The 21,812-nt window shown below is 65.4% G+C and carries 41 protein-coding genes and 2 tRNA genes; 2 read left to right on the forward strand and 41 right to left on the reverse strand.

What is annotated here, in order from left to right:
- Positions 1–13 precede the first annotated feature (13 nt).
- The 41 genes from ABG996_RS00855 to ABG996_RS01055 all read right to left on the reverse strand — a co-directional run bounded on the left by ABG996_RS00855 (position 14) and on the right by ABG996_RS01055 (position 20,335).
- Entirely contained in the window at positions 14–292 is a 279-nt protein-coding gene (locus ABG996_RS00855) for a hypothetical protein (protein ID WP_347487168.1), read from the reverse strand.
- Positions 292–879 carry a phage tail tube protein gene (locus tag ABG996_RS00860; protein WP_347478349.1) on the reverse strand — a complete coding sequence of 196 codons (588 nt, stop codon included), beginning with the start codon at positions 877–879 and terminating at the stop codon, positions 292–294. The genes ABG996_RS00855 and ABG996_RS00860 overlap by 1 nt, the downstream gene beginning before the upstream one ends.
- 17 nt (positions 880–896) lie before the next feature.
- Positions 897–1,250: a tail completion protein gp17 gene (gene gp17 / locus ABG996_RS00865; RefSeq protein WP_347478348.1), complete on the reverse strand. Its 354-nt coding sequence runs from the start codon at positions 1,248–1,250 to the stop codon at positions 897–899.
- A 2-nt stretch (positions 1,251–1,252) separates the two neighbouring features.
- Entirely contained in the window at positions 1,253–1,546 is a 294-nt protein-coding gene (locus ABG996_RS00870; RefSeq protein WP_347478347.1) for a hypothetical protein, read from the reverse strand.
- On the reverse strand, positions 1,539–1,883 hold the full coding sequence (locus tag ABG996_RS00875) for a hypothetical protein (RefSeq protein WP_347478346.1): 345 nt from the start codon (positions 1,881–1,883) through the stop codon (positions 1,539–1,541). The genes ABG996_RS00870 and ABG996_RS00875 overlap by 8 nt, the downstream gene beginning before the upstream one ends.
- The gene (locus ABG996_RS00880) at positions 1,883–2,287 is read right to left on the reverse strand and encodes a Gp19/Gp15/Gp42 family protein (RefSeq protein WP_347478345.1); all 405 of its coding nucleotides are present in this window, start codon (positions 2,285–2,287) and stop codon (positions 1,883–1,885) included. Before ABG996_RS00880 ends, ABG996_RS00875 begins: the two co-directional genes overlap by 1 nt.
- Complete coding sequence (locus ABG996_RS00885) at positions 2,287–2,613, reverse strand: hypothetical protein (protein ID WP_347478344.1); 327 nt, start codon at positions 2,611–2,613, stop codon at positions 2,287–2,289. Before ABG996_RS00885 ends, ABG996_RS00880 begins: the two co-directional genes overlap by 1 nt.
- An 18-nt stretch (positions 2,614–2,631) precedes the next feature.
- Positions 2,632–3,477, reverse strand: a complete 846-nt coding sequence (locus ABG996_RS00890) for a hypothetical protein (RefSeq protein ID WP_138339947.1) — start codon at positions 3,475–3,477, stop codon at positions 2,632–2,634.
- Positions 3,478–3,495: 18 nt separating this feature from the next.
- Positions 3,496–4,017 carry a hypothetical protein gene (locus tag ABG996_RS00895; protein ID WP_138339945.1) on the reverse strand — a complete coding sequence of 174 codons (522 nt, stop codon included), beginning with the start codon at positions 4,015–4,017 and terminating at the stop codon, positions 3,496–3,498.
- 102 nt (positions 4,018–4,119) lie between these two features.
- Positions 4,120–4,204: transfer RNA gene (locus ABG996_RS00900), tRNA-Leu, on the reverse strand.
- Position 4,205: 1 nt separating this feature from the next.
- A tRNA-Trp gene (locus ABG996_RS00905) sits at positions 4,206–4,279 on the reverse strand.
- A 53-nt stretch (positions 4,280–4,332) separates the two neighbouring features.
- Positions 4,333–5,505, reverse strand: a complete 1,173-nt coding sequence (locus ABG996_RS00910; protein ID WP_347478343.1) for a VG15 protein — start codon at positions 5,503–5,505, stop codon at positions 4,333–4,335.
- On the reverse strand, positions 5,498–6,916 hold the full coding sequence (locus ABG996_RS00915) for a phage portal protein (RefSeq protein WP_347478342.1): 1,419 nt from the start codon (positions 6,914–6,916) through the stop codon (positions 5,498–5,500). Before ABG996_RS00915 ends, ABG996_RS00910 begins: the two co-directional genes overlap by 8 nt.
- Complete coding sequence (locus ABG996_RS00920; RefSeq protein WP_347478341.1) at positions 6,913–8,397, reverse strand: hypothetical protein; 1,485 nt, start codon at positions 8,395–8,397, stop codon at positions 6,913–6,915. Before ABG996_RS00920 ends, ABG996_RS00915 begins: the two co-directional genes overlap by 4 nt.
- Positions 8,351–8,800, reverse strand: coding sequence for a hypothetical protein (locus ABG996_RS00925; protein ID WP_118345934.1), 450 nt, complete (start codon positions 8,798–8,800; stop codon positions 8,351–8,353). The genes ABG996_RS00920 and ABG996_RS00925 overlap by 47 nt, the downstream gene beginning before the upstream one ends.
- A gap of 108 nt (positions 8,801–8,908) precedes the next feature.
- Positions 8,909–9,223, reverse strand: coding sequence for an HNH endonuclease (locus tag ABG996_RS00930; RefSeq protein ID WP_229065254.1), 315 nt, complete (start codon positions 9,221–9,223; stop codon positions 8,909–8,911).
- 2 nt (positions 9,224–9,225) lie between these two features.
- A complete protein-coding gene (locus ABG996_RS00935; protein ID WP_347478340.1) occupies positions 9,226–9,426 on the reverse strand; it encodes a hypothetical protein in 201 nt (66 codons plus the stop codon).
- Between the two features lie 338 nt (positions 9,427–9,764).
- A complete protein-coding gene (locus ABG996_RS00940; protein WP_347478339.1) occupies positions 9,765–10,217 on the reverse strand; it encodes a helix-turn-helix domain-containing protein in 453 nt (150 codons plus the stop codon).
- A 51-nt stretch (positions 10,218–10,268) separates the two neighbouring features.
- On the reverse strand, positions 10,269–10,439 hold the full coding sequence (locus tag ABG996_RS00945) for a type II toxin-antitoxin system HicA family toxin (protein ID WP_195520558.1): 171 nt from the start codon (positions 10,437–10,439) through the stop codon (positions 10,269–10,271).
- A gap of 78 nt (positions 10,440–10,517) precedes the next feature.
- On the reverse strand, positions 10,518–10,970 hold the full coding sequence (locus ABG996_RS00950) for a sigma factor-like helix-turn-helix DNA-binding protein (protein WP_347478338.1): 453 nt from the start codon (positions 10,968–10,970) through the stop codon (positions 10,518–10,520).
- Between the two features lie 119 nt (positions 10,971–11,089).
- Positions 11,090–11,338 (reverse strand): hypothetical protein, encoded by a 249-nt coding sequence (locus tag ABG996_RS00955; RefSeq protein WP_347478337.1) that lies wholly within the window; start codon positions 11,336–11,338, stop codon positions 11,090–11,092.
- Between the two features lie 306 nt (positions 11,339–11,644).
- Complete coding sequence (locus ABG996_RS00960; RefSeq protein ID WP_347478336.1) at positions 11,645–11,860, reverse strand: Lar family restriction alleviation protein; 216 nt, start codon at positions 11,858–11,860, stop codon at positions 11,645–11,647.
- On the reverse strand, positions 11,850–12,044 hold the full coding sequence (locus ABG996_RS00965) for a hypothetical protein (protein WP_347478335.1): 195 nt from the start codon (positions 12,042–12,044) through the stop codon (positions 11,850–11,852). The genes ABG996_RS00960 and ABG996_RS00965 overlap by 11 nt, the downstream gene beginning before the upstream one ends.
- A gap of 37 nt (positions 12,045–12,081) precedes the next feature.
- Positions 12,082–12,555 (reverse strand): hypothetical protein, encoded by a 474-nt coding sequence (locus tag ABG996_RS00970; RefSeq protein WP_347483890.1) that lies wholly within the window; start codon positions 12,553–12,555, stop codon positions 12,082–12,084.
- Between the two features lie 11 nt (positions 12,556–12,566).
- The gene (locus ABG996_RS00975) at positions 12,567–12,797 is read right to left on the reverse strand and encodes a hypothetical protein (RefSeq protein WP_347478333.1); all 231 of its coding nucleotides are present in this window, start codon (positions 12,795–12,797) and stop codon (positions 12,567–12,569) included.
- Complete coding sequence (locus ABG996_RS00980; protein ID WP_347478332.1) at positions 12,798–13,061, reverse strand: hypothetical protein; 264 nt, start codon at positions 13,059–13,061, stop codon at positions 12,798–12,800.
- The gene (locus ABG996_RS00985) at positions 13,058–13,441 is read right to left on the reverse strand and encodes a hypothetical protein (protein ID WP_347478331.1); all 384 of its coding nucleotides are present in this window, start codon (positions 13,439–13,441) and stop codon (positions 13,058–13,060) included. Before ABG996_RS00985 ends, ABG996_RS00980 begins: the two co-directional genes overlap by 4 nt.
- A 50-nt stretch (positions 13,442–13,491) precedes the next feature.
- Complete coding sequence (locus tag ABG996_RS00990; RefSeq protein WP_347478330.1) at positions 13,492–14,034, reverse strand: WDGH domain-containing protein; 543 nt, start codon at positions 14,032–14,034, stop codon at positions 13,492–13,494.
- Positions 14,031–14,237 (reverse strand): hypothetical protein, encoded by a 207-nt coding sequence (locus tag ABG996_RS00995; protein ID WP_347478329.1) that lies wholly within the window; start codon positions 14,235–14,237, stop codon positions 14,031–14,033. The genes ABG996_RS00990 and ABG996_RS00995 overlap by 4 nt, the downstream gene beginning before the upstream one ends.
- The gene (locus ABG996_RS01000) at positions 14,234–14,557 is read right to left on the reverse strand and encodes a hypothetical protein (protein WP_347478328.1); all 324 of its coding nucleotides are present in this window, start codon (positions 14,555–14,557) and stop codon (positions 14,234–14,236) included. Before ABG996_RS01000 ends, ABG996_RS00995 begins: the two co-directional genes overlap by 4 nt.
- Positions 14,558–14,587: 30 nt before the next feature.
- Positions 14,588–14,923 carry a hypothetical protein gene (locus tag ABG996_RS01005; RefSeq protein ID WP_347478327.1) on the reverse strand — a complete coding sequence of 112 codons (336 nt, stop codon included), beginning with the start codon at positions 14,921–14,923 and terminating at the stop codon, positions 14,588–14,590.
- Positions 14,920–15,621 carry a hypothetical protein gene (locus ABG996_RS01010; RefSeq protein WP_347478326.1) on the reverse strand — a complete coding sequence of 234 codons (702 nt, stop codon included), beginning with the start codon at positions 15,619–15,621 and terminating at the stop codon, positions 14,920–14,922. Before ABG996_RS01010 ends, ABG996_RS01005 begins: the two co-directional genes overlap by 4 nt.
- The gene (locus ABG996_RS01015) at positions 15,608–16,807 is read right to left on the reverse strand and encodes a tyrosine-type recombinase/integrase (protein WP_347478325.1); all 1,200 of its coding nucleotides are present in this window, start codon (positions 16,805–16,807) and stop codon (positions 15,608–15,610) included. Before ABG996_RS01015 ends, ABG996_RS01010 begins: the two co-directional genes overlap by 14 nt.
- Positions 16,794–17,153, reverse strand: a complete 360-nt coding sequence (locus ABG996_RS01020; protein WP_347478324.1) for a hypothetical protein — start codon at positions 17,151–17,153, stop codon at positions 16,794–16,796. The genes ABG996_RS01015 and ABG996_RS01020 overlap by 14 nt, the downstream gene beginning before the upstream one ends.
- Positions 17,146–17,502: a hypothetical protein gene (locus ABG996_RS01025; protein ID WP_347478323.1), complete on the reverse strand. Its 357-nt coding sequence runs from the start codon at positions 17,500–17,502 to the stop codon at positions 17,146–17,148. The genes ABG996_RS01020 and ABG996_RS01025 overlap by 8 nt, the downstream gene beginning before the upstream one ends.
- Positions 17,495–18,724 (reverse strand): ParB/RepB/Spo0J family partition protein, encoded by a 1,230-nt coding sequence (locus ABG996_RS01030; protein WP_347478322.1) that lies wholly within the window; start codon positions 18,722–18,724, stop codon positions 17,495–17,497. The genes ABG996_RS01025 and ABG996_RS01030 overlap by 8 nt, the downstream gene beginning before the upstream one ends.
- A gap of 10 nt (positions 18,725–18,734) precedes the next feature.
- Positions 18,735–18,893, reverse strand: a complete 159-nt coding sequence (locus tag ABG996_RS01035; RefSeq protein WP_346968591.1) for a hypothetical protein — start codon at positions 18,891–18,893, stop codon at positions 18,735–18,737.
- A complete protein-coding gene (locus tag ABG996_RS01040) occupies positions 18,868–19,128 on the reverse strand; it encodes a helix-turn-helix domain-containing protein (RefSeq protein ID WP_195502899.1) in 261 nt (86 codons plus the stop codon). Before ABG996_RS01040 ends, ABG996_RS01035 begins: the two co-directional genes overlap by 26 nt.
- A gap of 168 nt (positions 19,129–19,296) precedes the next feature.
- Positions 19,297–19,461, reverse strand: coding sequence for a hypothetical protein (locus ABG996_RS01045; protein ID WP_346968590.1), 165 nt, complete (start codon positions 19,459–19,461; stop codon positions 19,297–19,299).
- The gene (locus tag ABG996_RS01050) at positions 19,458–19,658 is read right to left on the reverse strand and encodes a helix-turn-helix transcriptional regulator (protein ID WP_195520542.1); all 201 of its coding nucleotides are present in this window, start codon (positions 19,656–19,658) and stop codon (positions 19,458–19,460) included. The genes ABG996_RS01045 and ABG996_RS01050 overlap by 4 nt, the downstream gene beginning before the upstream one ends.
- 449 nt (positions 19,659–20,107) lie before the next feature.
- A complete protein-coding gene (locus ABG996_RS01055) occupies positions 20,108–20,335 on the reverse strand; it encodes a helix-turn-helix domain-containing protein (RefSeq protein ID WP_006235491.1) in 228 nt (75 codons plus the stop codon).
- A gap of 156 nt (positions 20,336–20,491) precedes the next feature.
- Between ABG996_RS01055 and ABG996_RS01060 the strand changes: the two genes are divergently transcribed.
- Together ABG996_RS01060 and ABG996_RS01065 are read left to right on the forward strand one after the other, a co-directional pair.
- Positions 20,492–20,875, forward strand: a complete 384-nt coding sequence (locus ABG996_RS01060; protein ID WP_347478321.1) for a helix-turn-helix transcriptional regulator — start codon at positions 20,492–20,494, stop codon at positions 20,873–20,875.
- An 18-nt stretch (positions 20,876–20,893) separates the two neighbouring features.
- Positions 20,894–21,775 carry a hypothetical protein gene (locus ABG996_RS01065; protein WP_347478320.1) on the forward strand — a complete coding sequence of 294 codons (882 nt, stop codon included), beginning with the start codon at positions 20,894–20,896 and terminating at the stop codon, positions 21,773–21,775.
- Positions 21,776–21,812 lie beyond the last annotated feature (37 nt).

Here is a 21,812-nt window from a genome sequence, read left to right on the forward strand (position 1 = left end):
GCGGCGAAGCTGGCTAGTTTTTTGCCGCGGCCTCCATGGCGGCCTGGAAGAACGCGCCCCAGCGCTCCGCCGAGCAGTCCTGCCCGTCTTCGCCGAGCTCGTCCATGTACTCGACGGTCTTGCCGTCGAAGATCTCGTCCATCGCATCCCACACCTCGTGCATCTTCTCGGGGATGCCGTCGTAGGCCATGGCGCGCTGCACCTTCATGGACTGGATGGCCTTCTTGTTGATCTGATACTTCTTGCCGTCGAACTCGAACTCGAGCGCGCCCTCGGGGCGCTTGGCCGCCATTAGGCCGCCACCGTCTCGGTCGACTCGATGTAGTCGTAGCAGGTATTGCCGTTCTCGTCGGTGAGGTACTTCATCGTCAGGGCGCGCTGGCAGAGCTCGGAGCTGGAGATGGTGAGGTCGTCGAGCTCGGAGGACTGGCCGCGCGGCACGACCTTGGTCCACTTGCGGCCGTTCTTCAGGAGGAGGAGCAGCACGTAGGCGAAGGTCGGATGGGAGTCGGAATTGTGCTTGACGGTGATCAGGCCGCCCTCGTCGGTGACGTTGCCGTCGCCGTACTGGCGCTTGAGCGTCTCCGCCTTGATCTCGGCGAACGTGAGCTGTGCGGACTCCACTCGGTTGGAATTGCTGGAGTCCATGAGGTCGCCGTTCATGTCGACCGTGTCGTTGGAGTCCTCGGAGACGGACTCGACGTAGCCGTCCTCGGAGATAAAACCGAGGCACTTGAATGCGGGATCGAGCTCGCTCTTGTTCTTGATGACCTTGCCCGGCAGGGTGGTGCCGGTGGGGGCCGAGAAGATGTAGCCGCCCTTCACGCCCTTTCCGGCGCTGACGTTGTTGGAGTCGTTCGCATTGCTGACTTTGGCCATTCGCGCGTTCCTTTCTACTACTCGCAGATCCAGAGCTGGACCTGCACCACGTACCTCGCCCTGCGCGTGTCAGGGTCGGGCATCTTGTATTGGTTCGTGACCTCCGGGTGGAAGACGTTGGGAAGCTCGTCCTCCAGGGACGGGACGGCCGCCTTCACCTTCTCGGCGAGGGCTTTCGCCAGCTTCCTGCCGCCCTTGCCCTCGGTCCCCCAGCAGTCGATATCGAGTTGGACCGGCTCCAGGAAGCCGCCGCCCCCTCCGACCTGCTCGACGGTGACGTACGGCTCCGGGTGCCCGGCGACCGGCTCGAGCGTCGCGTCGGCGCCGGCAAGTTCGCACAGGCACCTCGCGACATCGGCCTCTATATCCATGATCAACCTCCGGACGAGAGCGCCGCCCTCGTCAGTATCTTGTGTTTCGCCTGGGCGTGTTTGGCATGCTCCGAGCATGCGCTGACCCGAAAGCCCTTGGCGAGCGTGCCCTGGCAGCGGCTAACCCTGAAGGCCGGGACGTCGTGGCCGTCCGGCGCGAGCATCGACGTCGCGCGGGCGGCGATGCCCTCGGCCTTGCCCCTGAGCATCCCCTGGAGCGCGGCGTTGCCGTCCATCGCCTCGGCGTACCCGAGGCGGCTCCATTTGAACTTCCCCCAGCTGTACTCCTTAGCCATCGGCCGCCTCCAGCTCGATCGGGTAGCACCAGCGTCCCGGGCACGCCTCGGGGGCGTAGGGCCTCGGGTCGCCCACGACGCGCAGCTCCTCGCCGCGCACGCGGACCGAGCAGCCCTTGAGGCGGATGCCGGCCATGTCCCTCGGGAGATGCACCGTGTATGCCACGGTGGCGCCCTCCGGCCGCGAGGCGTCGAGGTCCGCGGTGGCGCCGGGCGCCACGACGGCGTCGACGTCGCGCTCGGCGACCGCCTCGGAGACGGGCTCGTGGAGGTCGTCGTACACCGTCTTGCGGGAGATGACCGTGACCGTCTCGGTCGGTATCCCCGTCATCGGCATCACGCCTCCTCCCAGCGGTCAGCGGCGGTCATGGGCTGGATACTGCGCACGCGGCACCCGGCCAGACCGAGCCGCTTGAGGTCGGAGCGCCCCAGGTAGAGGTCTCCGGTCGGGTTGGCGAACGTGACGCTCGACGAGTACGGGCCGGTCGTCTGCGTCTGCTGGGTGATGCCGGCCATGGCGCCGGGCGCGTTGACCGCCCGGGCGACCATGGCCACGCAGACGGACTTCACGTTCTCATCGAACGTGGGATTCGAGCCGGCGAGGTACTGGACACCCATACGGCGCCGATATGCCCCGCGCAGGTACGCCGAGGCATCCTCGAGCAGCGCGGCAACCCTGGCCTCGTCCTCGGCGGCACCGCAGCGCGCCTCGTAGTCGGCAACTGTGGCGAAGGCGCCCACTAGAGCGTCTCCAGGATGGCGATGAGCTCCGCCTTGGTCGCCTTGCGCGGGGCGAAGCCGTTGGCGGTCTCGATGGCATCGCGCAGCTGTTGCACGGTCATCTCGGGTGAAGGCTTCTCGTGCACGGGTTGCTCGGGTTCGTCGTCCACGACGTCCTCGTCCTCGGCGGGCTCCGCAGCGGCCTCCGTCTCGGCGGGCGGGAGGTCGACGTAGCCGCCGGCGGACAGCTCCGCGAAGCGCTCGTCGGTCAGCTCGACCTCCTCCCCCACGAGATGCACCGCGAGGGTCTCGCGGTCACGGTACGGGTAGGTGACCAAAGCGATCATGGATGCTCCTTAGGTTTCCTAGGCGGTCGGGGCGATGGTGCCCTTGACCACGAAGTCGATGTACTCGGCGAAGAACACGAGGCCGACGTAGGCCACGGTGTCGTAGGTCAGGCTCTTGAGCTCGGGCGAGTGGGACACGGCAATGTAGCCGCTCTCGTCGGAGTAGAAGCCGAACAGGTCGTCGCCGTCGGTCGGTGCGACGTAGACCTTGATGTTGTCCTTGACGGTGGCGTAGATCGTGCCGGCGGTCACGGAGCCGGTGGACACGAGCGTGCCCAGGCCTGCCCAGTTCTCGATGTAGGAGATGCCGAAGGCGCTGAAGACCTCGGACTCGCCGATCTGCTTGGCGAAGTCGACCGGGTTGGCGAAGTAGACGGTCTCGCCGCTGCCGAAGCCGTACTCCTCGGTGAGGTTGGACAGGGCGGCCCAGGCGTTCGCGGCGGTGGCCACGAGGCTCTTGCCGGTCGCGGCCGTGGTGCCCTCGGCGCCGAGCGCGGCGACGAAGTCCTTCTTGATGTTGCGCTGCATGTCGGAGATCATCGCGGCGTCGGTCTTGTCGACGGCGCCGTCGTAGCCGCGCTTCTTGACCTCCTGGAGCGTAGTCTGCTTGCGGTAGGGTTTGAGCGTCACCTCGAAGGTCGTGACGTCCTCGTAGGTGTAGCTGGAAAGCGGGATGTCCTGGCCGGCAGTGTACGCGACCTCGGAGAGCTTGCCGGTGATCTTCTTCTGGTGCAGGGTCTCGCCGACGGCAGCGTGGATGGGCGCGCAGGTGGACAGCATCGCCGTGAGCTTCTCCAGCGACTTGGTGAAGGTGTTCACGAGGTCGACGTTGCGCGCGGCTGCGAGGGTCTTGATATCGGGCATTGGGGCCCCTTTCTCCCCTTACTTGAAGAGGTCGATGTTGGCGGCGATGGCCGCCATGCGTTCCTTCTTGTCCTCGATTCCGAGGATGTCCTTCTTGGAGGGCTTGCCCGGCTTGGGCTTGCCGCCGGCCTCGGGCGCCTTCGGCGCGCCGCCGGCCGGTTTCGTGATGGCCGCCACGGCATTGGCCTGCTCGGTGAGGGCGTCCTCGTCCTCGCCGTTGAGCGTCGCCACGATGGAGCGGTCGAGTCCGGTGGCCTTGGCCACGGAGTCGACGAGCGCGGAGCGGGCGGCGCTCGCCTTGAGGGCGGCGTTCTCGCTCTCGAGCGAGCTCAGGCGCTCCTCCACAGTCGGATCCGTCTTGGGCGTTGCGGCCTTGAGCTCGTCGAGCTCCTTAAGGTTCGCCTTCGAGCGGCTCTCCCACTTGCGCGACTCCTTCAGCGCGTTCTCGTAGAGCGCCTTGTAGTCGGGCGCCGGATCGGTCTCTCCGCCCTGTGCAGGGTCAATCGGATCGGTCTCGGCGGGCGTGGTCTCCTTGGCCATGCTCCCTCCATTTCCGCCCCGTGCGGGGCATCGTCTTGCCCCGTGCGGGGCGCTTTTCGGCATGAAAAAGGCCACCCATGCGGATGGCCTGGTTCAACGTTTTGGTCGGGGCGGCGGGACTCGAACCCGCACGGGCGATGCCCACGTGCTCCTGAGGCACGCGCGTCTGCCATTCCGCCACGCCCCGATGGCACCTGGCCGAGGAATCGAACCCCGGTAAGCGGTTTTGGAGACCGCCGCACTGCCATTGTGCTAGCCAGGTGTGTATAATCTGATTTGAAAAGCCTTGGGCGTGCTGGATAGCTAACCTGGGGCTTATTTCTTTATGTCGTCCTTGGCCCCGCCCTTGGTCAACAAGATAACGTGGTCGATGTCATGCCTCGACATCTCAAGCCGCACGCGCTTCAGCGCGTCCTCTCTTGTCACAGGGACCTCCTCGCAGTTAAGCACGACGATAGAGGGCTTTACCGGCCCACCTTCCGCCTTTTCGAACTGCCGCACTGCCTTTCTTATATTGCGCTCGATGAACCTAAGCCCGTTGACGCCAGACGCATCGCTTGTCGGGCTCTTCAGCTCGCATAGCTTGCCGTCGAGCAGCAGGTCGATATTGGAAAAGCCCTCCGGCGCGTCCTCCTTGCGGACGACGACCTCGTGACCGGCCGCCCGAAGCGCCTCGTGCGCCGCGAGATCGTAGGAGCCGCCGCGCTCGTGCGCGAAGGTCTCTTTCGGCTTCTTGTACACGATTGGAGGCCCAGGCGAACCGAGCACCGCACGCTTCGCCGCGTCCTTGTCGGCGCTCGTCAGACTTTCGTCCTCATCGATGTTCTTGAACTGTGCCCACTGCTCGCGAAGCTCCTCGGGGCGCACGCCCTCCACGAGCTCCGCGTCCGGGTCGTCCTCGAAGCCGGGGACGACCTTGCAGTCGCAGTGCCGGTGGAAGTGTTTGAACTCGCCGGCGGATTTGCGCGTGTGGTAGACCGCGCCGCGACTCGCGAGCATGATGCAGAAGGTGCAGGTCTCGAAACCCGTCGGCACGCGCGCGAAGCGCACGCCCCTGTCCTTGTCGCGGCCCACGTTGGAGATGATCGTCTCATTCAGGCTGCGGAACGCGTCGTTCCTGGCGTACTCGCCGCACGCCTTGGCGAACGCCCCGTCGCCGCCCTTCACGAGCTTCTTCGCCTGGTAGCGCGCGACCTCGTCTACGGACTTCGGCCTGTAGGTCGTCACGGTGACGGCCTGCTGCGGCCTGGCGCCCTCGCGCTCGGCGAGGGCGTCGTACCACTGCGCCGCGAACTCCGCCGCCACGTCGTCGTAGCCCTGGACGAAGCCCTCCATGATGAGCTTCGCGGCCTCGCGTTTCTCGGCGACGGTCGCGCCCACGTGGGAGCGGCACCAGGCGAGCACGGCGGCCTCCACGTCGGATGCCGCCCTGTCGCCTATCTTCGCCACGGCGCGGTTGTAGGCCGCGAACTCAGCTGCGCTAATCATCGGCGGGCGGCGCGGGCTCCGCCGCCTGGGTGACGCCCGCCATCAGGTCGAGCGCCGCCGAGCGCGTCACGTTGCGTCTGATCTCGGACGAGACGTTACGCACCTCGTCGTCATCGAGACCGTTGAGCCGCCAGAAGGTCGGCGTGCCGGCGAAACCCTCGACCGCCGAAGCGAGCTTGATGGAGCTGTCAGTCTGCTGGGCCAGCGTCGGCATGGCGGGGTTCAGGAAGTGGACGGACACGCCGCAGGCGTCCTCGGCCTCCTCGTAGGAGCACCCAAGTTCCGTGGCAATCGCTGCGGTCGCGGCATTCGCCAGCGCCGCCTTGGCCTCGCGGATGAAGCTCTTGCACTTGAGGATGAGCGGCTCATTCTCGGCGTAGATCGCCTCGGCGGAGCTGGGGTTGTCGCTCATGATGCCGAACTGCCCCACGTGGATGCCGGTCGCTGCGCTCATGCGCTTGCACAGGTTGCCGAAGTGCTCGGTCATGGGCTGCATGCTCGGCTGAGTGAGCTGGCCGAACTGCGGAATCGTGCCGTCCTCGGTCTTGGTGACCTCGAAGATGGAGCCGATGAAGGCGCTCCATTTGGTCTTGTCGGCGAACGCGTCTCCGTCGGTGCCCAGCAGGTACTTCTGCGTGGACGCGGCGAACGCGGCGGCGATCTCCTCGTTGACGTTGGCGCGCATGGCGCAGTCGATGTTCCAGCGCACCTCGGAGTTGATCCTGGACACGCCGAACGGTCGGTCGTCGTCGGGGTTGTGCGGCATGACGAACATGGGCACGGCGCCCAGGCCGTGCTCCACGTACTCCGCCGCCCACTCGTTGCGGCGAACCTCGCGGATGCGCACCATGCGGTCCGGCAGCATCACGTTGACCCAGTCCGGGCGGTCCGTGGGCCGCCCGCGGTCCTTGGCGAAGGAGACGACGAACATGCCGGAGGACAGGCACTCGTGGACGTCGTCCCAGATGCCCGTGCACAGGGTCGGCGGGTACGCCGAGATGCGGGCGTGCCCGTCCTCGTCCGCCGTCACCACGAGCATGGAGAAGCAGTACTTGAGTGCGGAGTTGACGGCCTTGCCGACGCGCGTGGCCATCTTGTTGCGCTTGGCCACGGAGGTGAGCAGGCCGTCGAAGTCCTCATCGTCGGGGCACGTGAACCCGTCGAAGGCGATGTGGTCGCGCATGACCTCCACGCACTTGTATCCCCAGCCGCACGCGACCTCCAGGTCGCGCAGCGAGTCGGGCACGGCGATGCCGAGGTCCTTGAGCATGTTGCGCGCCTCGTAGTAGTCCGAGCGCAGGAGGTTGCCCTTGTAGTGGGTCTGCCAGCTGTTGAGCAGGCAGCGCACCGTCTCGCGGTCCTCCTCGAGCAGGCCGTCGGCGGACGCCACGGCGTAAGGTATCGAGATCAAGTGACCCTCGCCTTCATTCCGGGTTTTCTCTTCGATGTGTTAAGCGCGAGCAGCGCCAGCCCCGCGGCCTCGATGGGCGCGGCGTTGTCGCCGCCGAAGCCCCAGCCGCCGCCGGAGCCGATCTTGCGCTTGGGGGATGTCTCGGCGGAAAGGTCGAGCGCAGGGCACGCAATGTGCGTGACCGAGCCCGCCTTCGCGCCGGACGAGATGAGACTTGCGGCGGTCACGGCCTGGTCGGTGCTCGGGCGCAGGATGTAGTCCTTGGGCATGCCCATGCCCTCGAGCTTGTCGCACAGGGCGCCGGCGCCTGCCTTGCCGTCGATGGCGACGCAGGCGTACCTGCCCGCCCTCGCGGCGATCCAGTAGGCCAGCCAATCCGTGCTGGGCTCCGGGTCCTTGCAGAAGGGAAGCTCAACATGCACGGTCGGCGAGCCGGGCGGCCGCACGGCGCACGCCACGGCGACGGTCGAGCCGTCGGCGCTGAATCTCACGCCGGCGCAGATCCTGCAGTCGGCGTTCAGCTCGGGGCCGCTCTCCACGAGGCACTCGCCCCATGCGTCGGAGCCGATGATGGGCTTCTCCACCTGGTTCTGTGGGGGCAGCCAGTAGCCCAGGTACTCCTGGGCGGCGCCAAGCTCGTCCATGTCCTTCATGCCGGTTCGGATGGCGCGGATGTCGGCGTGGTAGCCGAGCGAGGGCATGACCTCCGGCCAGCGGCTCTCGTCCCAGATGTCGCCGACCTCCTCGACGCCGTACTCCAGCCAGAGCAGATCGGACGCCTTCTCGCCGCCCTCCCATGCCTGCCGCCGGAGGTTCTTGAACACCTCGGCGGGGTTGCCGGCGCGGGTCGGCGTTCCGGCGTACACGATCATCAGGTTGTGCTTGGCGCCGGACGTCGTCGTCGGGTTGATGACCTGGGTGTGGATGCCCGTGAGCTCCTGGGCCTCGTCGTATATGACGATGTCGAAGGAGAAGCCCAGGCGCGAGGACTTGGTTCTCGTCGAGAACTGGATGACGCCGCCGGAGCTGAACCGCATCCATTCCTGGCCGGTCTGGGAGCAGACCTCGACCAGGAGCTTGCGCCAGCGCGGGATTCCCTCGGACGTGTCGCCGACACGGCGGCCGAAGATCTTGCGGAAGCGGTCGACCATCTCCATGGTCGTCGAGTAGTTGTGCTCGGTCCAGAGCACCTTGTAGCCGGCCAGCGCCGCCATGACCGCGACCCACACGATGATGTCGACGGACTTGCCTTGCTGTCGCGGGATGGAGATGCCGACACGCGGGTGGACCCACTTGCCGCTCGCGTCCACGGCGCCGATGTCGTGGGCGAGCTGCTCCTGCCACGGCACGAGCTTGTATCCCATCGTCGGGGCGAGCTCGACCGCGAGGGAGCCGATGGACCTCTCGTAGGGCTGGACGAGGCGAAGCCTCGGCTTAGCCGAGGACGTCGCGCAGGACCGAGACGGCGTTGATGATGACATCGTCGCCACCGTCCTCCCCAGCCCCCTCTATTCGTTCAATCTGCTCGAGCGTCTCGCGGTACTCCTTGGCGAGCCGGGCCGCCTGGCTGGGCTCGGCGTCGTATAGCTGTCGCTCGATGACCTGCCGCACCCACCGGAGCCTCCCGAGCGTGTCCTGGCGGCCGTCCGGGCCGTCCGCGGGGGGCGCCGAGACGCCCGCGCCCACGGACTCCCCCGTGGACTCGCCGGTCGCGATCTCGCCGCTCTCCTTCATTCTCTTGATGAGGGCGCACACGCCCGAGCGCGACCGCTTGAGCTTCTTCGCGATAGCCGCAGGTCCGAGCGCCGGGTACGCGTTTCTGACGAACTCCCGCTCGTCTGCGGTCCAGGGCTTGCCCCTCGGCTTCGTGGACTTCGTGGACATTCCATGCACCTCCCGGTATGGACTCGGTTTCGGGGCCTGCGCAAAAAAGGCGCAATGCCGTGGGGCGAGCCTTCGGCCCCGGGGAGGGGGCCATCCCCCAGGGTCGGGTCACCATGGCAGCGAGGTCGAGCAGCCGACGTCGCGGGGGCGCGGCGATATCGAGCCGTTGAGCGCGGCGAGGCTCTTGTTGCCGCGCCGCTCGTTGCAGATCCGGTGGGCCGGCGCGACGTTCGCGCGGTCGATGGGCGAGCCGCCCTTGGACACGGGCACGATCTCGTCCACCTCGAAGCTCATCGGGTCGCCCGCGGGCAGGTCGTAGTCGATGGCCATGCCGCAGATGTGGCATGGCAGCCCCTGCGCCTTGAGCCAGGCGCGCACCTGCCGGCGGGCGTGGCCATTGGCGTAGCGGGTCTTGGTGGCCACGCCTAGCGCTCCACGGGAGAGCGACCCCGGTTGGCCATGCACTCCTCGAGCCCCGCGTAGCGCAGACGCTCGACGGCTTTGCCGGCCCCCTTGCACTTGCGCCCGCCCGCGCGGCGGGCGATGCCCAGGGCGCGGCGGAATGCCCACGCCATCACGGTGTCGTACCTGTTGGCGGCACGGACGATAGCCTCGCGTGTGACCACGGACCCACCTCATTACGTTGTCGTTCCATAGAAAGGCCGGGGTCCCTGAACTGCTGAAGGGAACCCCGGCCACTCATCTGTGCTTCCACGCACATCCGACCCGCACACCGCGCGGGCGGCGCTGCGAATCGACACCCTAGTTATATCCCAATCGCAACGCGCAACGGCACGCAATCGCGCGCAATTGTCGGCAATCGTATGCAATCACGCGCAATTGTCGGCAATCACATGCAATAGTTGGCAATCACACGTAATGACATGCAATAGCGAACCAAGAGAAAGGCCCCGACCGCACATGGCGATCGGGGCCGACATGCTGACGCGAACCAGCACTTGTATTATACGGCGACGGGAGCCTCTTTCGGGCGCCCAGCCTTGGGTGAATCGGCGAGTCTGGCCTCGACGGAGGCCTTGGACACCATGCGCTTTGTGCCGTCCCTCCACGAGTCGAGCAACCCCGCGCCTATCAGCTGCGACACCCTCGCCGAGCTGACGCCGAGCATGCGGGCGGCATCTGCGGCAGTGACGGCGGGAATGTCACCGAGCTCGCGGCTGACGGCGATGGCGATGATCTTGCCCCCGTTCAGTGGCTCATGGCCAAAGTCGGGCGCGGGAAGGTCGACCCCGCCCATGAGGTGATCGTCGACCATGCAGGCGAGGTAGTCGGCCGCGCTCGCGACGGCATCGTTCAAGTCGGACCCGAACGTGCCGCCTCCTCCGAGCGAACCGCACGGCACGGCATCGACCATGCCTCCAGAATCAAAGAATTCGAATTCCCATACGTAAACCATTCACGTCTCCTTTACGTGGGCGATGCAAGACGTAGCCCCAAAGGGGCGGGGCTAACGAAGCCCCGCCTGTCTCAGAATCCTCTTGGCTATCTGGTCCTCGATCTCCCTGTGGCGCTTCACCAGCACGAGTTTGTCGCCCTTGACGAACTTCTCGTGGTTGGTGCCGCCTTTGGAGATAAAGCCGGCTTCCTCGAGGATGCGGACCAGTTCGCGTCTCTGCATGTCACCTTCTTTCTATCGACAACTATATATTAGCATATCCTAATAGTTATTACTATATAAATCTTAGCTATTATTAAGTTATATCTCGGCAGCTCCTCGCCCTTGTCGCGCACGGGCGAGGCCGGTGAGGTCCACCCAGTCAACAGCCGCAGACAGGTCTGCCTGTATGGACCTCACCGACACCCCGAGCGCCCCCGCGATCTCCTGCAGCGTGCGGTCCTCGCAGTAGCGCAGCTCCAGCACGTCGCCCCAGCGCTTGCCGGGGTTGGCGGAGCGCACGCCCGCGCAGAGCTCGCGTCCGCGCTCCACTTCGCGTCGAAGCTCGGACAGCTCGGCGCCACTGCGGCGCTCGTAGTCGATCCGGTCGTCGGTGGACCTCATGAAGTCCGTGCCGTGCGCGCCCTTGCCCACGGCGTCGTAGCGCTGGGCGCGCACCTGCTCGCGCGCCTGCATCGACTCGATGACCGCCAGGCGGCGGTCGATGCTGCGCTGAGCGGCCCGTACAGTCTCCAAATATTCACGTGCATCCATGTGACCTCCCGCGTGGTACCATGCTCTACGCCATGTAGAAGATGCCGGGAGGCGTCTTTGCCAAAGGCCGCCGGCGCTCCAACGCCAGCGGCCTTAATTATATATCTACCTGCTGTAACTCAATATCTCATCGCGACCTCACGCCGCATGGCCATGATCTCGTCGTGCGCCGGGCCCGTAGGCGCCAGGTAGCGGTCGACCTTGTCGCGCTTCGGCTTGGTACCCTTGCGGCGGGCCTCCTTCGCGCGGTCCTGCTCGTGCCTGCGCCGGCAGCCCTCCGAGCAGTACTTGGCCTTCGGCGCCTGCGGGATGAAGGTCCTCCCGCAGACCGCACAGCTCCTCTCCTGCACGTCCCACATAACGGTCATCTCATCGACCTCCTGAGTCTGCGGGCGCGGCGCGCCTCGATGCTCTTGCGCACGCGGCAGTTCTCGGCGAGCATCCGCCACAGTCTCTCAAACAACCTCATCGCTTAGCCTTCCTCGACATCTTGAGCGCGCGGGCCCGGTCGCGTTCCAGCGCACGCGCCCTCCGCTCCGTCTCACCGATCTGCGCCGACGTCACCCGCGGCGCGTCGGCCCGTCCATGCACGAGCGCCCGGCGCGCGGGGCCCGAAACCAGATCGGGCACCATGCGCCAGGCGGTTGCGCGGAACAAGTCGGTCGCCGAGCGGATCACCGGCTGTTCCAGCTGTCCGCGAGCATGGCGACGGCCTCTTTTTGCGAAGTCGCCATCATGTGCCCCCACGCGATACTGTTGGACATCCCGCAGGAGGGACACGTCACGCTCATCACATTGGGCCGGTCCAGGGAACGCTCACGCACGTCCTCTACCTTAGGCTCGGCCCCGCACCTGGGGCACGCCTTGAACTCGGCATCGTTAAAGGTCACAGCTCTCTCCCATCTCTCTGAACTCGGCCTCATAGCACCTCGGGCAGACGGCGTAGCCGAACCCGAGGTCGTTGTGGATCGGCCGCGAGGTGTAGCTCTCGCCGAACGCGAGCTCGCACCCGCACTCCGCGCAGTCGACAACGGTCGATAAGTCGTCCGCGCACACGCTCGCGCCGTCCGGCACGCGCCAGTCCCTATACTCGGACCGCCCCGGCACCCACCTAATCGCTCGCTTCAATGAAAAGACCTCCAGTCGTGCGCCATCTCGTGTACGAGTCCATCAGCATCGCCCAGAGCAGGCAGAGCGTTGAATCCTCTCTCAGGCTTCCCGCGCCGCGCATACTAAGGTCGTATCTCAGCCGAAGGGAGCCTCCGTTGTCGGGGCAGTAGACTTGCACGCCCAACGGCAGGAGCATCTTGTCGTGCAGCTCGTCAGCAAGGTCGCGAGGGCACACGAGCCAGTTATCGTCGCCTCGGAACGTGAGGCCGTAGCCGCTCTTGAAGTCAGCCATGCACGACTTGACCTCAACGAACACGAACCGCCCATGCTCGAGCTTCATGTTTCGTCCTCCGACGCCCGGAGAAAATGCCATGAAGTCGACCCTGTGGTCAGGGTCCACCCATACCTCCCGCGCGACGAGCGCGAACCGCCTGCGGAGCTTCTTCTCCACCTTCTCGGACAGCTCTTTGGTCACATCCTTGCGGCTCATTCGTCCTCGCATCTCTTGCTTTCCAGAAAATCGGGCACCAGTGCCGCGACCATGGCGACGGTCTCGAGGGTGGTCATCTCGGTCGCGAGGGCATGGCAGTACTCAAGGACCTCAATGTCATCGACCGCAACAGGGTCTTTGCCCTCGATCGCGCTCAGCACGCCTCGTGCTTCCTCGGCGATTTCGTTAATCAGATACGTCTTCGTTTTCACATAGATCTCGTGCACCTAAAGCTCCTCTCCGCAGAACGGGCAGTACTTGATGTCCTCGATGTAGGCGTCCGTCGTCACGTCGGCGCTAACGCAGTCACCGCACGAGCCGTTGACCGAAACGTCGAGCGTCACGCTGGTATCCAGCTCGACCCTGACGATCGGTTCTCCGTCATATCGGCGCGTCAGGGTCATGGAACCAACGGACCAGTTGCAGACGCCTCGGTCGGGGGCAGAGTGGATGGACGCGATGCGCGAGCCTCCGCAGAAGTAGCAGCTCATTCGCCATCACCCGCGAGCAGGGAGTGAATGCGGTAGCAGATGCTGTGGAGCGCCCTCGCCTGGCACAACGTGCCGCCGCACCTGTCGGCGCAGGCATCGCACATCCCAGAGACAACGTTGTAGGCGTGCGTCGGTTCTTCGCTGGCAGGGCAGTTCATAGCAGCCTCGATATCGTTCATCAGGGCGCCGAACGTATCCGGGCGGATCAGGTGCATCTCGTCCACCCTCACGACCCCCTCATCGCAGCTGGCACGCCAAACGCCAGCGCCGAGCAGATACTCATATCTCTTGACCGTGCACTCCATGCCGCTGTCCGCAAAGAGCGTCGCGGTCGACAGGGAGACCTTGCGTCCCTCCTTGTCGACAGGGCCCAACGGCATCACTTCCCCGTCCGGTGTCATCACGCTGTCGACTGTGAGACGCTCCCCCATCACTCGTCACCACCCTTCTCGGCCTTAACCTCAGCCTGCAGGATGTCCCGCAGGGTGCCGATGCGCTCGATCGCGTCGTCGGGCGTGTGGCCGTCCCACTCGGGCGCGCGGTCGAGCACCTCGCACGGGAACATGTCCCAATACGGCTCGACGTCGTAGTGGTACGTGGCGGGGCCGGCGGGCGTGTCGATGCCCACGATGAACATACCGTCGTACATCATCCCGTCATGGTGGTGGAGCGACTTCCATGAGCGTCCGCGGAACATGGCCACGATTACCGAGAACAGCACCGCCCGGTGGTGGTAGAGCTCATCGAACGTGTGGTACCCGTCCGATGTGGAACCCGTGACGGGTGCCGGCTCAACGTAGTCCGCAAGGCACTCCGCAAGATCCGGATAGCAGCCTCGATTCAGCTCGTAATGGACGGGGCTGAAGACGTCGTAAAGGCCCTCGGTGAACTCCTCTGCATACCGGCAGCAGTAAAACTGCTCGCGTAGCTCCTTGGCAATTTCTCGGCGGTCCTCATCGCTTATCTGTCTCATTTCTCGCTCCATTCCTTCACGATCTCCTTCTCCTCCGCGACCATGATCAGCGCCTTGTTGAGGCATCGCCTCGCCTGGCGCAGCTCCTCGCAGATGTCGCACCCCTGTCGCAGCCTGTCGCACTCCCTGAGCGACCTCTTGACGTCCTCGAGCCTGCCGATGGCGAGGTCAATCCAATCGGAGGGGCCGCACCTGTAGCTCACCGCGACTCACCCCTCACGCCGAAGATGTCGGCCAGGATGTCGCCCGGCGATGCCACGAACGGCTCGGGGCTGATTGGGTCGTAAGTCACCTCGAGGTAGCCCGGGTAGCCGATCGTCACGCCCGTGGGCTCGCGCCCCGGAAGAAGCTGGTAGCCCCAGGCCACGCTCACCCTGTGCTCGTCCAGGATGGTCTCGGTGCGCTCCACGCGAAACCTATAGCCGCCCACCCGCTCCGTGTCGTACGTGTCGTCGGCCCAGGGAATCCGGTGCCTGTCGAGGGCGTCGCGGTAGGCCCTCATCACCGCTGAGATCTCGGTCAAAACCTCTCTCACTCTCCTATCTCAAAAGAATTAGGTGTTCTTTGCGCCGGGGGCTTCCCCGCCGGCGCCGTTTCCACTGCCTAGCGGCGGAAACCCCATCGCCTGCTGGCCCAGCTGCCCCGCCGGTGTTGGCACACTTTTGGCATACCTCCAGCTCGGCTTCTCGCCCCTTGCGATGGCGGCGATGTCCATCCGCAGGTCCTCCTTGGCGCGCTTGCGAGCGCGGTACTCGTCGAGCTTCTGCTTCTTGGCCAGGCGCGCGCCCTCGTCGGCGCTGATGACGTTGGCCATGTAGATCCGCGTCACATCGAGCGGCCGGCCGGCTGCGGGGTCGAAGCCGTCGAGCATCTCCCTGAGGGTGATCATGCCGACTCACCAAGCTCCCGCTCGAGGGCTGCGATGACGTCGTCCTCGGTCTCGGCGGGCTTCCACACCGACGCGCGCTCGACCTCCTGTGAGGTCTGCCCGCCGCGGGCCTTGCGCTCGGCGTCGTAGCCGCGCTCGCGGTCGGACCAGATTCGGGCGACCGGCTCCCACTTCGCGATGGGGAAGCCCTGCCTGGTCCAGCCGTTGGACTCATAGTAGTCGTAGAACTTGCTGGCGCTGCCGCGCAGGCAGTTCACCGCGAAGTATGTCTTGACCTCCTCGAGGGTCGGCGGGACGAACTCGGCGCCCCCTCCCCCTTCGTTTTCACAATCTGAGGGGTTAATCCAGACTCCTAACTCCTCTTCCCCTTCCTCTTCCTCTTCGCTTGCGCGTTTGCTATCTGCTTTGCTTACGCTTTTGCTATCTGCTTTGCTTACGCTTTTGCTTTCCGTTTTGCTTGCACGTTTGCTCTCTGGTTTGCCCTTGCTCTGCCCGCCCTTCCTTCCGGCCTCCGCCCTGGCGCGGCTGTTCTCGAGGACCGGCATGATCATCGTGATGGCCATCCGCTGGGCGTCGGTGCGCGGTTCGGGCACCTCGCCGGTCACGAGGTAGCGAACCATCATGCCGAGCAGCTCGTTGCTCTCGCGCCTGTTGCCGAGGCACAGGGCGCCCTCCACGAGGGAATCAAGTATCGTCATCCGTATCACCTCCGCAGATCGAATCGGTAAAGGCCGCGGCGGCGGCCTGGTCGCGGCCCGGCATGACCGAGCCGTAGATGTCGAGCGTCGTCTTGACGCTCGCGTGCCCCAGGCGCTCCTGGATGGTCCTCATGTCGAACCCGTTCATGAGCAGCCACGAGGCGTGCGTGTGCCTCAGGGAATGGAACACCGTCTCCTCCGGCAGCCCCAGGTCCCTCACGAGCGACTTGAAGCGGCTCGTCACGGTGGACGGGCGCGCGATGGCTCCGGCGGGCCCGAAGGTCACCACCAGCGCCGCCGGGCCCTTGCGCGAGAGCCACGTGTCCTGCCACTCCAGGTGGCGCTCCAGCCGCGCCTCCACCGCCGGGGCGAGCGCCACGTTGCGCACGCGCCTGCCCTTGGTGTAGGCCTGCCGGTGCAGCTCGGGGTGCTCGACCGCCTGCCCCACCACGTGCAGGTCGTGCAGGGAGCGGCGCCAGTCTCGGCGCTGCAGCCCGCAGATCTCCCCGCAGCGCAGGCCCGTGTTGAGGGCGAGGTAGACCGCCATGGCCTCGGTGCGCCGCGAGATGTTGGCGGCAGAGGCAGATTGCGAGGACATGGCGGAGGCCAGCGCCCGGGAGAGCTCGTCGGTGTCGAGCTCGGACAGCGCGAACGGCTCCACGGGGTCGGGCGAGGGCGCGGGGACGTCGAGCATGATGTCGCGGCCCAGCGCCGGCCGCCACGAGCGGTAGGCGCCCTTCAGCAGCGCGTGCATCTTGAGCAGCGTCTTGGGCGACAGCCCCTTGCCGCTCCTGGGGGCGAGCAGCATGCGGTACGCCGCCGACACGTCCCAGGGCTCAAGCTGGTCGTAGGGCAGCCGGCCGATGGTCGGCTCCACCATCGTCCTTACCACGCTGCGGTACGTGGCCACCGAGTTGTCGGACAGGCCGTTGACGGGGTCCGAGATGTACGTCTCGAGCATCGAGGACAGGCGCTTGGAACTGTCGCGCGCGGAGGAAGGGTCGAACGTGGCCGCCCACCTGTCGCACTCGGCCTGTGCCTGCTCGCGCGTCGACTCCGCGTCCCACGACCTGTACGGCCTGATCCGCCTGCCGGTCACGCGGTCGGTGCCCATGTAGGGGCGCGCGAACCAGCGCCCGTCCGCCCCGCGCTGCACGACCGCCCGGCGCTCGCTAGATGTCGGCATCGACACCGAGGTCCTCGGCAATGCGGGCGATCTCGTCGCGCGCACCGAAGTCGACGCAGTACGCCTCCTCGGCGGCCGCGGCGATGTCGTCCTCGAGCGCAGGAAGGAGGATGAACCCCTTCGCGGTATTGGGGTCGACCCCCAACTTGGCGGCGAGCTTCAGGACCATCGCCACCGCGCCGTGGGCGAGGTTCGCGAGGTCCCGGACACCAAAGGAGCCGGACAGCACACCGTCTTCAGACGAGTCATCGAGCGTCACCACGACCATGGCGGACTTTGCCTCCAGCTCGCGGCGGCACCCCTTGTACTCGACCGTTATCTTGGTCATCTGGTCGTCCCTACTCATCCTTCTCCTCCTTGGCAGATTCGTCCGCATCGATGTCGAGGTTGTATCTGATCGCGTCCCGCTCTTCCTCCTCCGTGTATCCGCAGCTTGTCGCTGCGTGGACGAGTTCGATGCGCATGCGGTCCTCGGGAACGCCGGCCCCGATACCGAACGAGAGCAGCTCGGAGACGGCTCCGTCGGCGAGGACCGGGAGCGCGTCGCGGTCGAGGTCGCCGATATGGCACGCGGGGCCGGGAATGTTGTCCGCCCTAGCCGTCACCACCACGGCGGTGCGGCAGTAGAGCGAGTGCTCGCGCCCCCTGGCCTTCACTGTCACCGTGACGTAGTTCTCGTCCTCTTCGCTACTCATCCTTCTCCTCCTTGAAACTCTCCTGAACCCTCGCCCTGAGCCACTCGTCTTCATCGTTCGGCGTAAAGCCTGCGGCGCGGAACACGTTCCAGTGCTCGATCCACCCCTCCGCGTCGTCGCCGCAGTAGCTGGAGTTGAGCTGGGCCATGTTCTTGGCTATGCGCATGAGGCTGCAGCCGGCCTCGTACTTACCGGGATCCGTCGCTCCGAGACGTGCCATGAACCTGTCTCGCGCCTGCTGGAGGCGCTCTTCGCCCATCGTGTCAGACAATCCAACCGGAACTATGCGGTTCTCGAGCACATGCCGCGCAATGCCATCGCACACAACGAAGGCTCCGTCCGCGGTGAAGTCGACCATGCGCCCGTACATGTCCTCGAGCGCGGCTTCCTCGCGCTCGGCCTCCTGCTCGGCTCGGATCTCCTCCTCGGTCTTCTCGGGCTCGGCGTCCTCGCCGCCCTTCGGAGCGAAGAATTCCCAGTAGTAGTCATTCCACACGGCAACGGTGCCGGCGGCAAACTCCTTCGCCTCGAGCTTCGCGGCAACGAGGCCGGGGTGGGCCCAGTCCTTGTAGACGAACCCCTCAGGCTTTTCCTTCGCGACCGGGATGCCCGCATCGCCGAACGCGTCGTAATCCTCGGCCTTGGCCTCCTCGCGCTCGATGCGGCGGCGGATCCGGTCGGCCTTGTCCGCCCAGCCCTCGCCGGCCGCCAGCACGGCCTCAACGTCCTTCTCGTCGTCGAAGGCGCTCGCGGCCTCAAGCTGCTCCAACGTCACCTGCCGGCCCTCGATACTCCCGCGTAGTTTGCGCGCGGCGCGGATCTGCCCGGCGGTGGCGCGGCTCGCGCGCTCGATGCGCTGCTCGTCGATGCCTAGCACGAGCATCTGCTGCACGCCGCGGGCGCGCTCCGCCTCGGTCAGCTGTCGCTTGTCGTCGGTGGCGAGCATGGCCACGAGCTCATTGGCCTCGTCCATGCTCTCCGCCACCAGCGCGGACACCTCGCGGTCCTCCCCGTAGAGCGACGACAACGCGCGGTAGCGGCGCTCGCCGTCCACGATGCGGTAGACGTTGCCGTCCGCCACGACCACGGGCGGGTTCAGCGGCTCGCCGCCGGTCGCCTCGATGCTGCGGGCCAGGGCGCCGATGTCGCCGAAGTCCTCGCGCGGGTTCTGCTCGCTGGGGCGGATATCGCCCAGGCGCACGGCCCTCTTCTCAAACTGCATGTCATTCCTCCTAGTAGTACATCCCGCTCGGGGTGGTCCCCTCGATGGCGCCGGCGATGGCAAAGAGCGCGAGCATCACGACGGCGCACACAACGCTCTGCGTCCGCTCGGACAACGTTCCCCACCAGGCCGACACCCGGTCGCTAAGCAGCAAAAGAATCTCGCTCATGGGTTCCCTCCTCGATCCACTCGTCGACCCACTCGGGGCGCACCAGGTAGCCGCGGCAGCGGCCGTCGGGCAGGCAGTAGGTGAGCCTGCGCGCGGTGCATTCGTCTCGAAGGGTGTTGTAGGGCACCCCCAGCACGCGCGACACCTCGTCGAGCGTGTACAGCAGCTTGCGCGGCAACTTGAGCTCGGCCGCAAGTGCTCTGAACGTCTGGGGCTTCTTGCTGGTATCATCCATGGATGACCTCCTTTCAGGTCGGCCTCCCGCGTACGGTCCTAACGCTGCGGGAGGCTCTTTTTTTGGGTCGGGCGTAGGGCGGACCCTCCCCCGGCACGGCACCGGCTGGAACGCCCGGCGGATGGTTAACGGAGCCCGCCGGGACCGGTGCCGCCTCGGGGAAGGGCCTCAGCCCCGAAGCGACGCGAGCGCCCACGCCGCGATGAACGGCACGGCGGCGGAAAAGCACATCCGCGCCAGGCCGTAGGCCCCCTGCGCGGCGCACATCCAGCCGGCGGCGTCCATCACGACGGCCGAGGCGAACAGCGCCCGGGTCATTCGCGAGCCTGTCATTCCTCTTCCTCCAGATCCTCCATGGGCACGCCCAGCGCCCTCGCGAGCCGCTTGGCCGCCCCGTACTTCGCGTCGGCTATCCCCCGGCGCTCCCAGTTCCAGACCGTCCTCTCGGTAACGCCGACCATGACGGCGAGCCGGTACTGGGAAAGACCGGCCTCCCTGCGCAGCCGCGCAATCGCGTTTCGTGTCGCCATAGCCCGTAACCTCTTTCCTGTAGTCGCTTTCAATCCGCCGCTCACGGCGGTACAATCCAAGCGTCCTGTCAACCGACGGAAGGGAGCCATCTCCTTGAAGGCAGTTTTGAGGACGCGGGCCGCCGTAAAGTAGGGCCCCGCCCGGCATACGGAAGCCGGAAAAGCCCGAGCCGAAGGCGTCGGCGCAACGACGCGCGGCGAGGCAGCCAGACCGCGGGCTACCGAAAGTCCCGCCGAAGCTCTCCAGTCCCTCTCCCGATTGGCAGTCATAAATGGGATATAGGGCAGGCACGGGGAAATCCGGGCGGGATCTGGTCTGATAACCGTGCAGGATGGCGGATAACGACCCGGCTAGGGAGGCGGCGAGGGTTGCGCACCGAACCGCCCCCGAGACCGGAACCGCCGGGGACCCGCATCCCTCTCCCGACTTTCCATCTCTTCCCCCATCCCTACGCTGCCTCGTCCGTGTTCCAGCCCATCAGGTCGTTGGGCGTGCAGCCCAGCGCCTGGGCGATGGCGTAGGCCTTGTCGACACCCGGGACCATCGAGCCGTTCTCGTAGCCGATGATTGAAGATGCCGAGAGCCCCGCCTTGTTGGCCAGCTGCTCCTGAGACATATCGGCGCGAGCGCGGGCGGCGCGCAGGTTCGCTCCGAACTCGTCCTTCGAAAACTTCATCTTTTCCTCCTTCTGAAATAGGGAACTTCTTCCCTGTGCAATTCAGAGTATAGGTAATCTTTTCCCGATTGCAATAGCAAACTAGGGCTTTTCTTGCCTTTTCTTTTGTGTATCTATAGAATCCTCGGTAAATACTTCCCCATATTGGAGGTGACGATGAACTTAAAACTTAAGCAGGCTAGGAAAGAAAACGGATATTCACAGGCTGATCTGGCAAACGCGTTGAACGTTGACATCAAAACGGTAGGCAACTGGGAACGAGGGAAGACCCTTCCCGATATTGAGCAGCTCTGGAAGTGCGCGAAGGTTCTCCACACCGACCCCAACGACCTGCTCGGATGGTACGAGGAGCATCCCGAGGACAAGCCGACGGCGCCGGCGGGCGCGGAGGGCGAGCTGATCACCTGCTACCGGCAGAGCACCGAGAAGAGGCGCTCGAAGATCCTGGAGACGGCACGCGACCAGGCCGAGCTGTCCCAAGCTCAGGCTGCAGCGCCTGAAATCGAAGGGCTGGAAGCGGATCAAGTAAGATCCGCGTAGCAAGGTAAGGAGGTATTCATGGGGCTGTTCAGCTCATTGGCCAAAGCGATTTTGACGGGCAATGGCGTGTCCGACTCTGCCGCCATGTCCGCACGAGATAGCAGGCACCCCGCCGCACGCGTCATAGACATCGACGGCGATTGCGAGAAGACGGTGTTTGCCTACGTCGGTGTGCCCTTCAAGGGTATCCGGAAGGGAACCGAGTTCTACGTCGATCCGCTCGGTCGCGACATGGTCATCCACAGCAAGTCGACCGGCACGACGGCGGACAGCGCCGAGTTTGGAGATACGCCACTTTCCTACAACGGCACCGCATTCGGATTTACCTACTCGGGACTCGGGTTCCTCAAGGAGATGGTGGCGGCCGGCTTCACGATCCGTCTCAAGGTCAAAAAGACCGGCATGTACTCCCCCGGCGTCCCCGAGCTAATCAGCCTGACTGCGGAGCCCTGGCTCTTGGAGCAGTGGTGGGAACGCCAGAAGACGCTGACGGTTCCCGTTCCGTTCTCCGAGGAAGACGAGCTCGCTAGACGCGAGGCGCAGTATAGGGCCAGGGTCGCCCAGGTGAGGCGCAAGCGGACAGGCATCGAGCTTGCAAAGGATTCGCTTGAGGTATGGATTACCGTTACCGATCGCAACTGGATTGGCGGCGAACTGCCCGGAAAGGACCTCCGCTTCACTCCGTCATTTGAGATAGTCCCGACGCCAAAGGGCTCGTCGGCAAAGCCCCATATCAGAGTGCTCGCCGACGGCAATCCGCTCGTCGAGATTAGCGCCATGAGCACCGAGGTTTACAAGCAAATCTCCGCGAACAGGGAAAGACCGTGCCGCGCCATCTATATGTGGGACTACTACCAAGACGGCACCGACCAGACAAAGCTCTATCTGGTATTTGACTAGAAGAGAAGGGCCGGAAGCGGATCAAGTAAGGTCCGCG

Source organism: Collinsella aerofaciens, from assembly GCF_039836695.1.
GTDB lineage: Bacteria > Actinomycetota > Coriobacteriia > Coriobacteriales > Coriobacteriaceae > Collinsella > Collinsella aerofaciens_BD.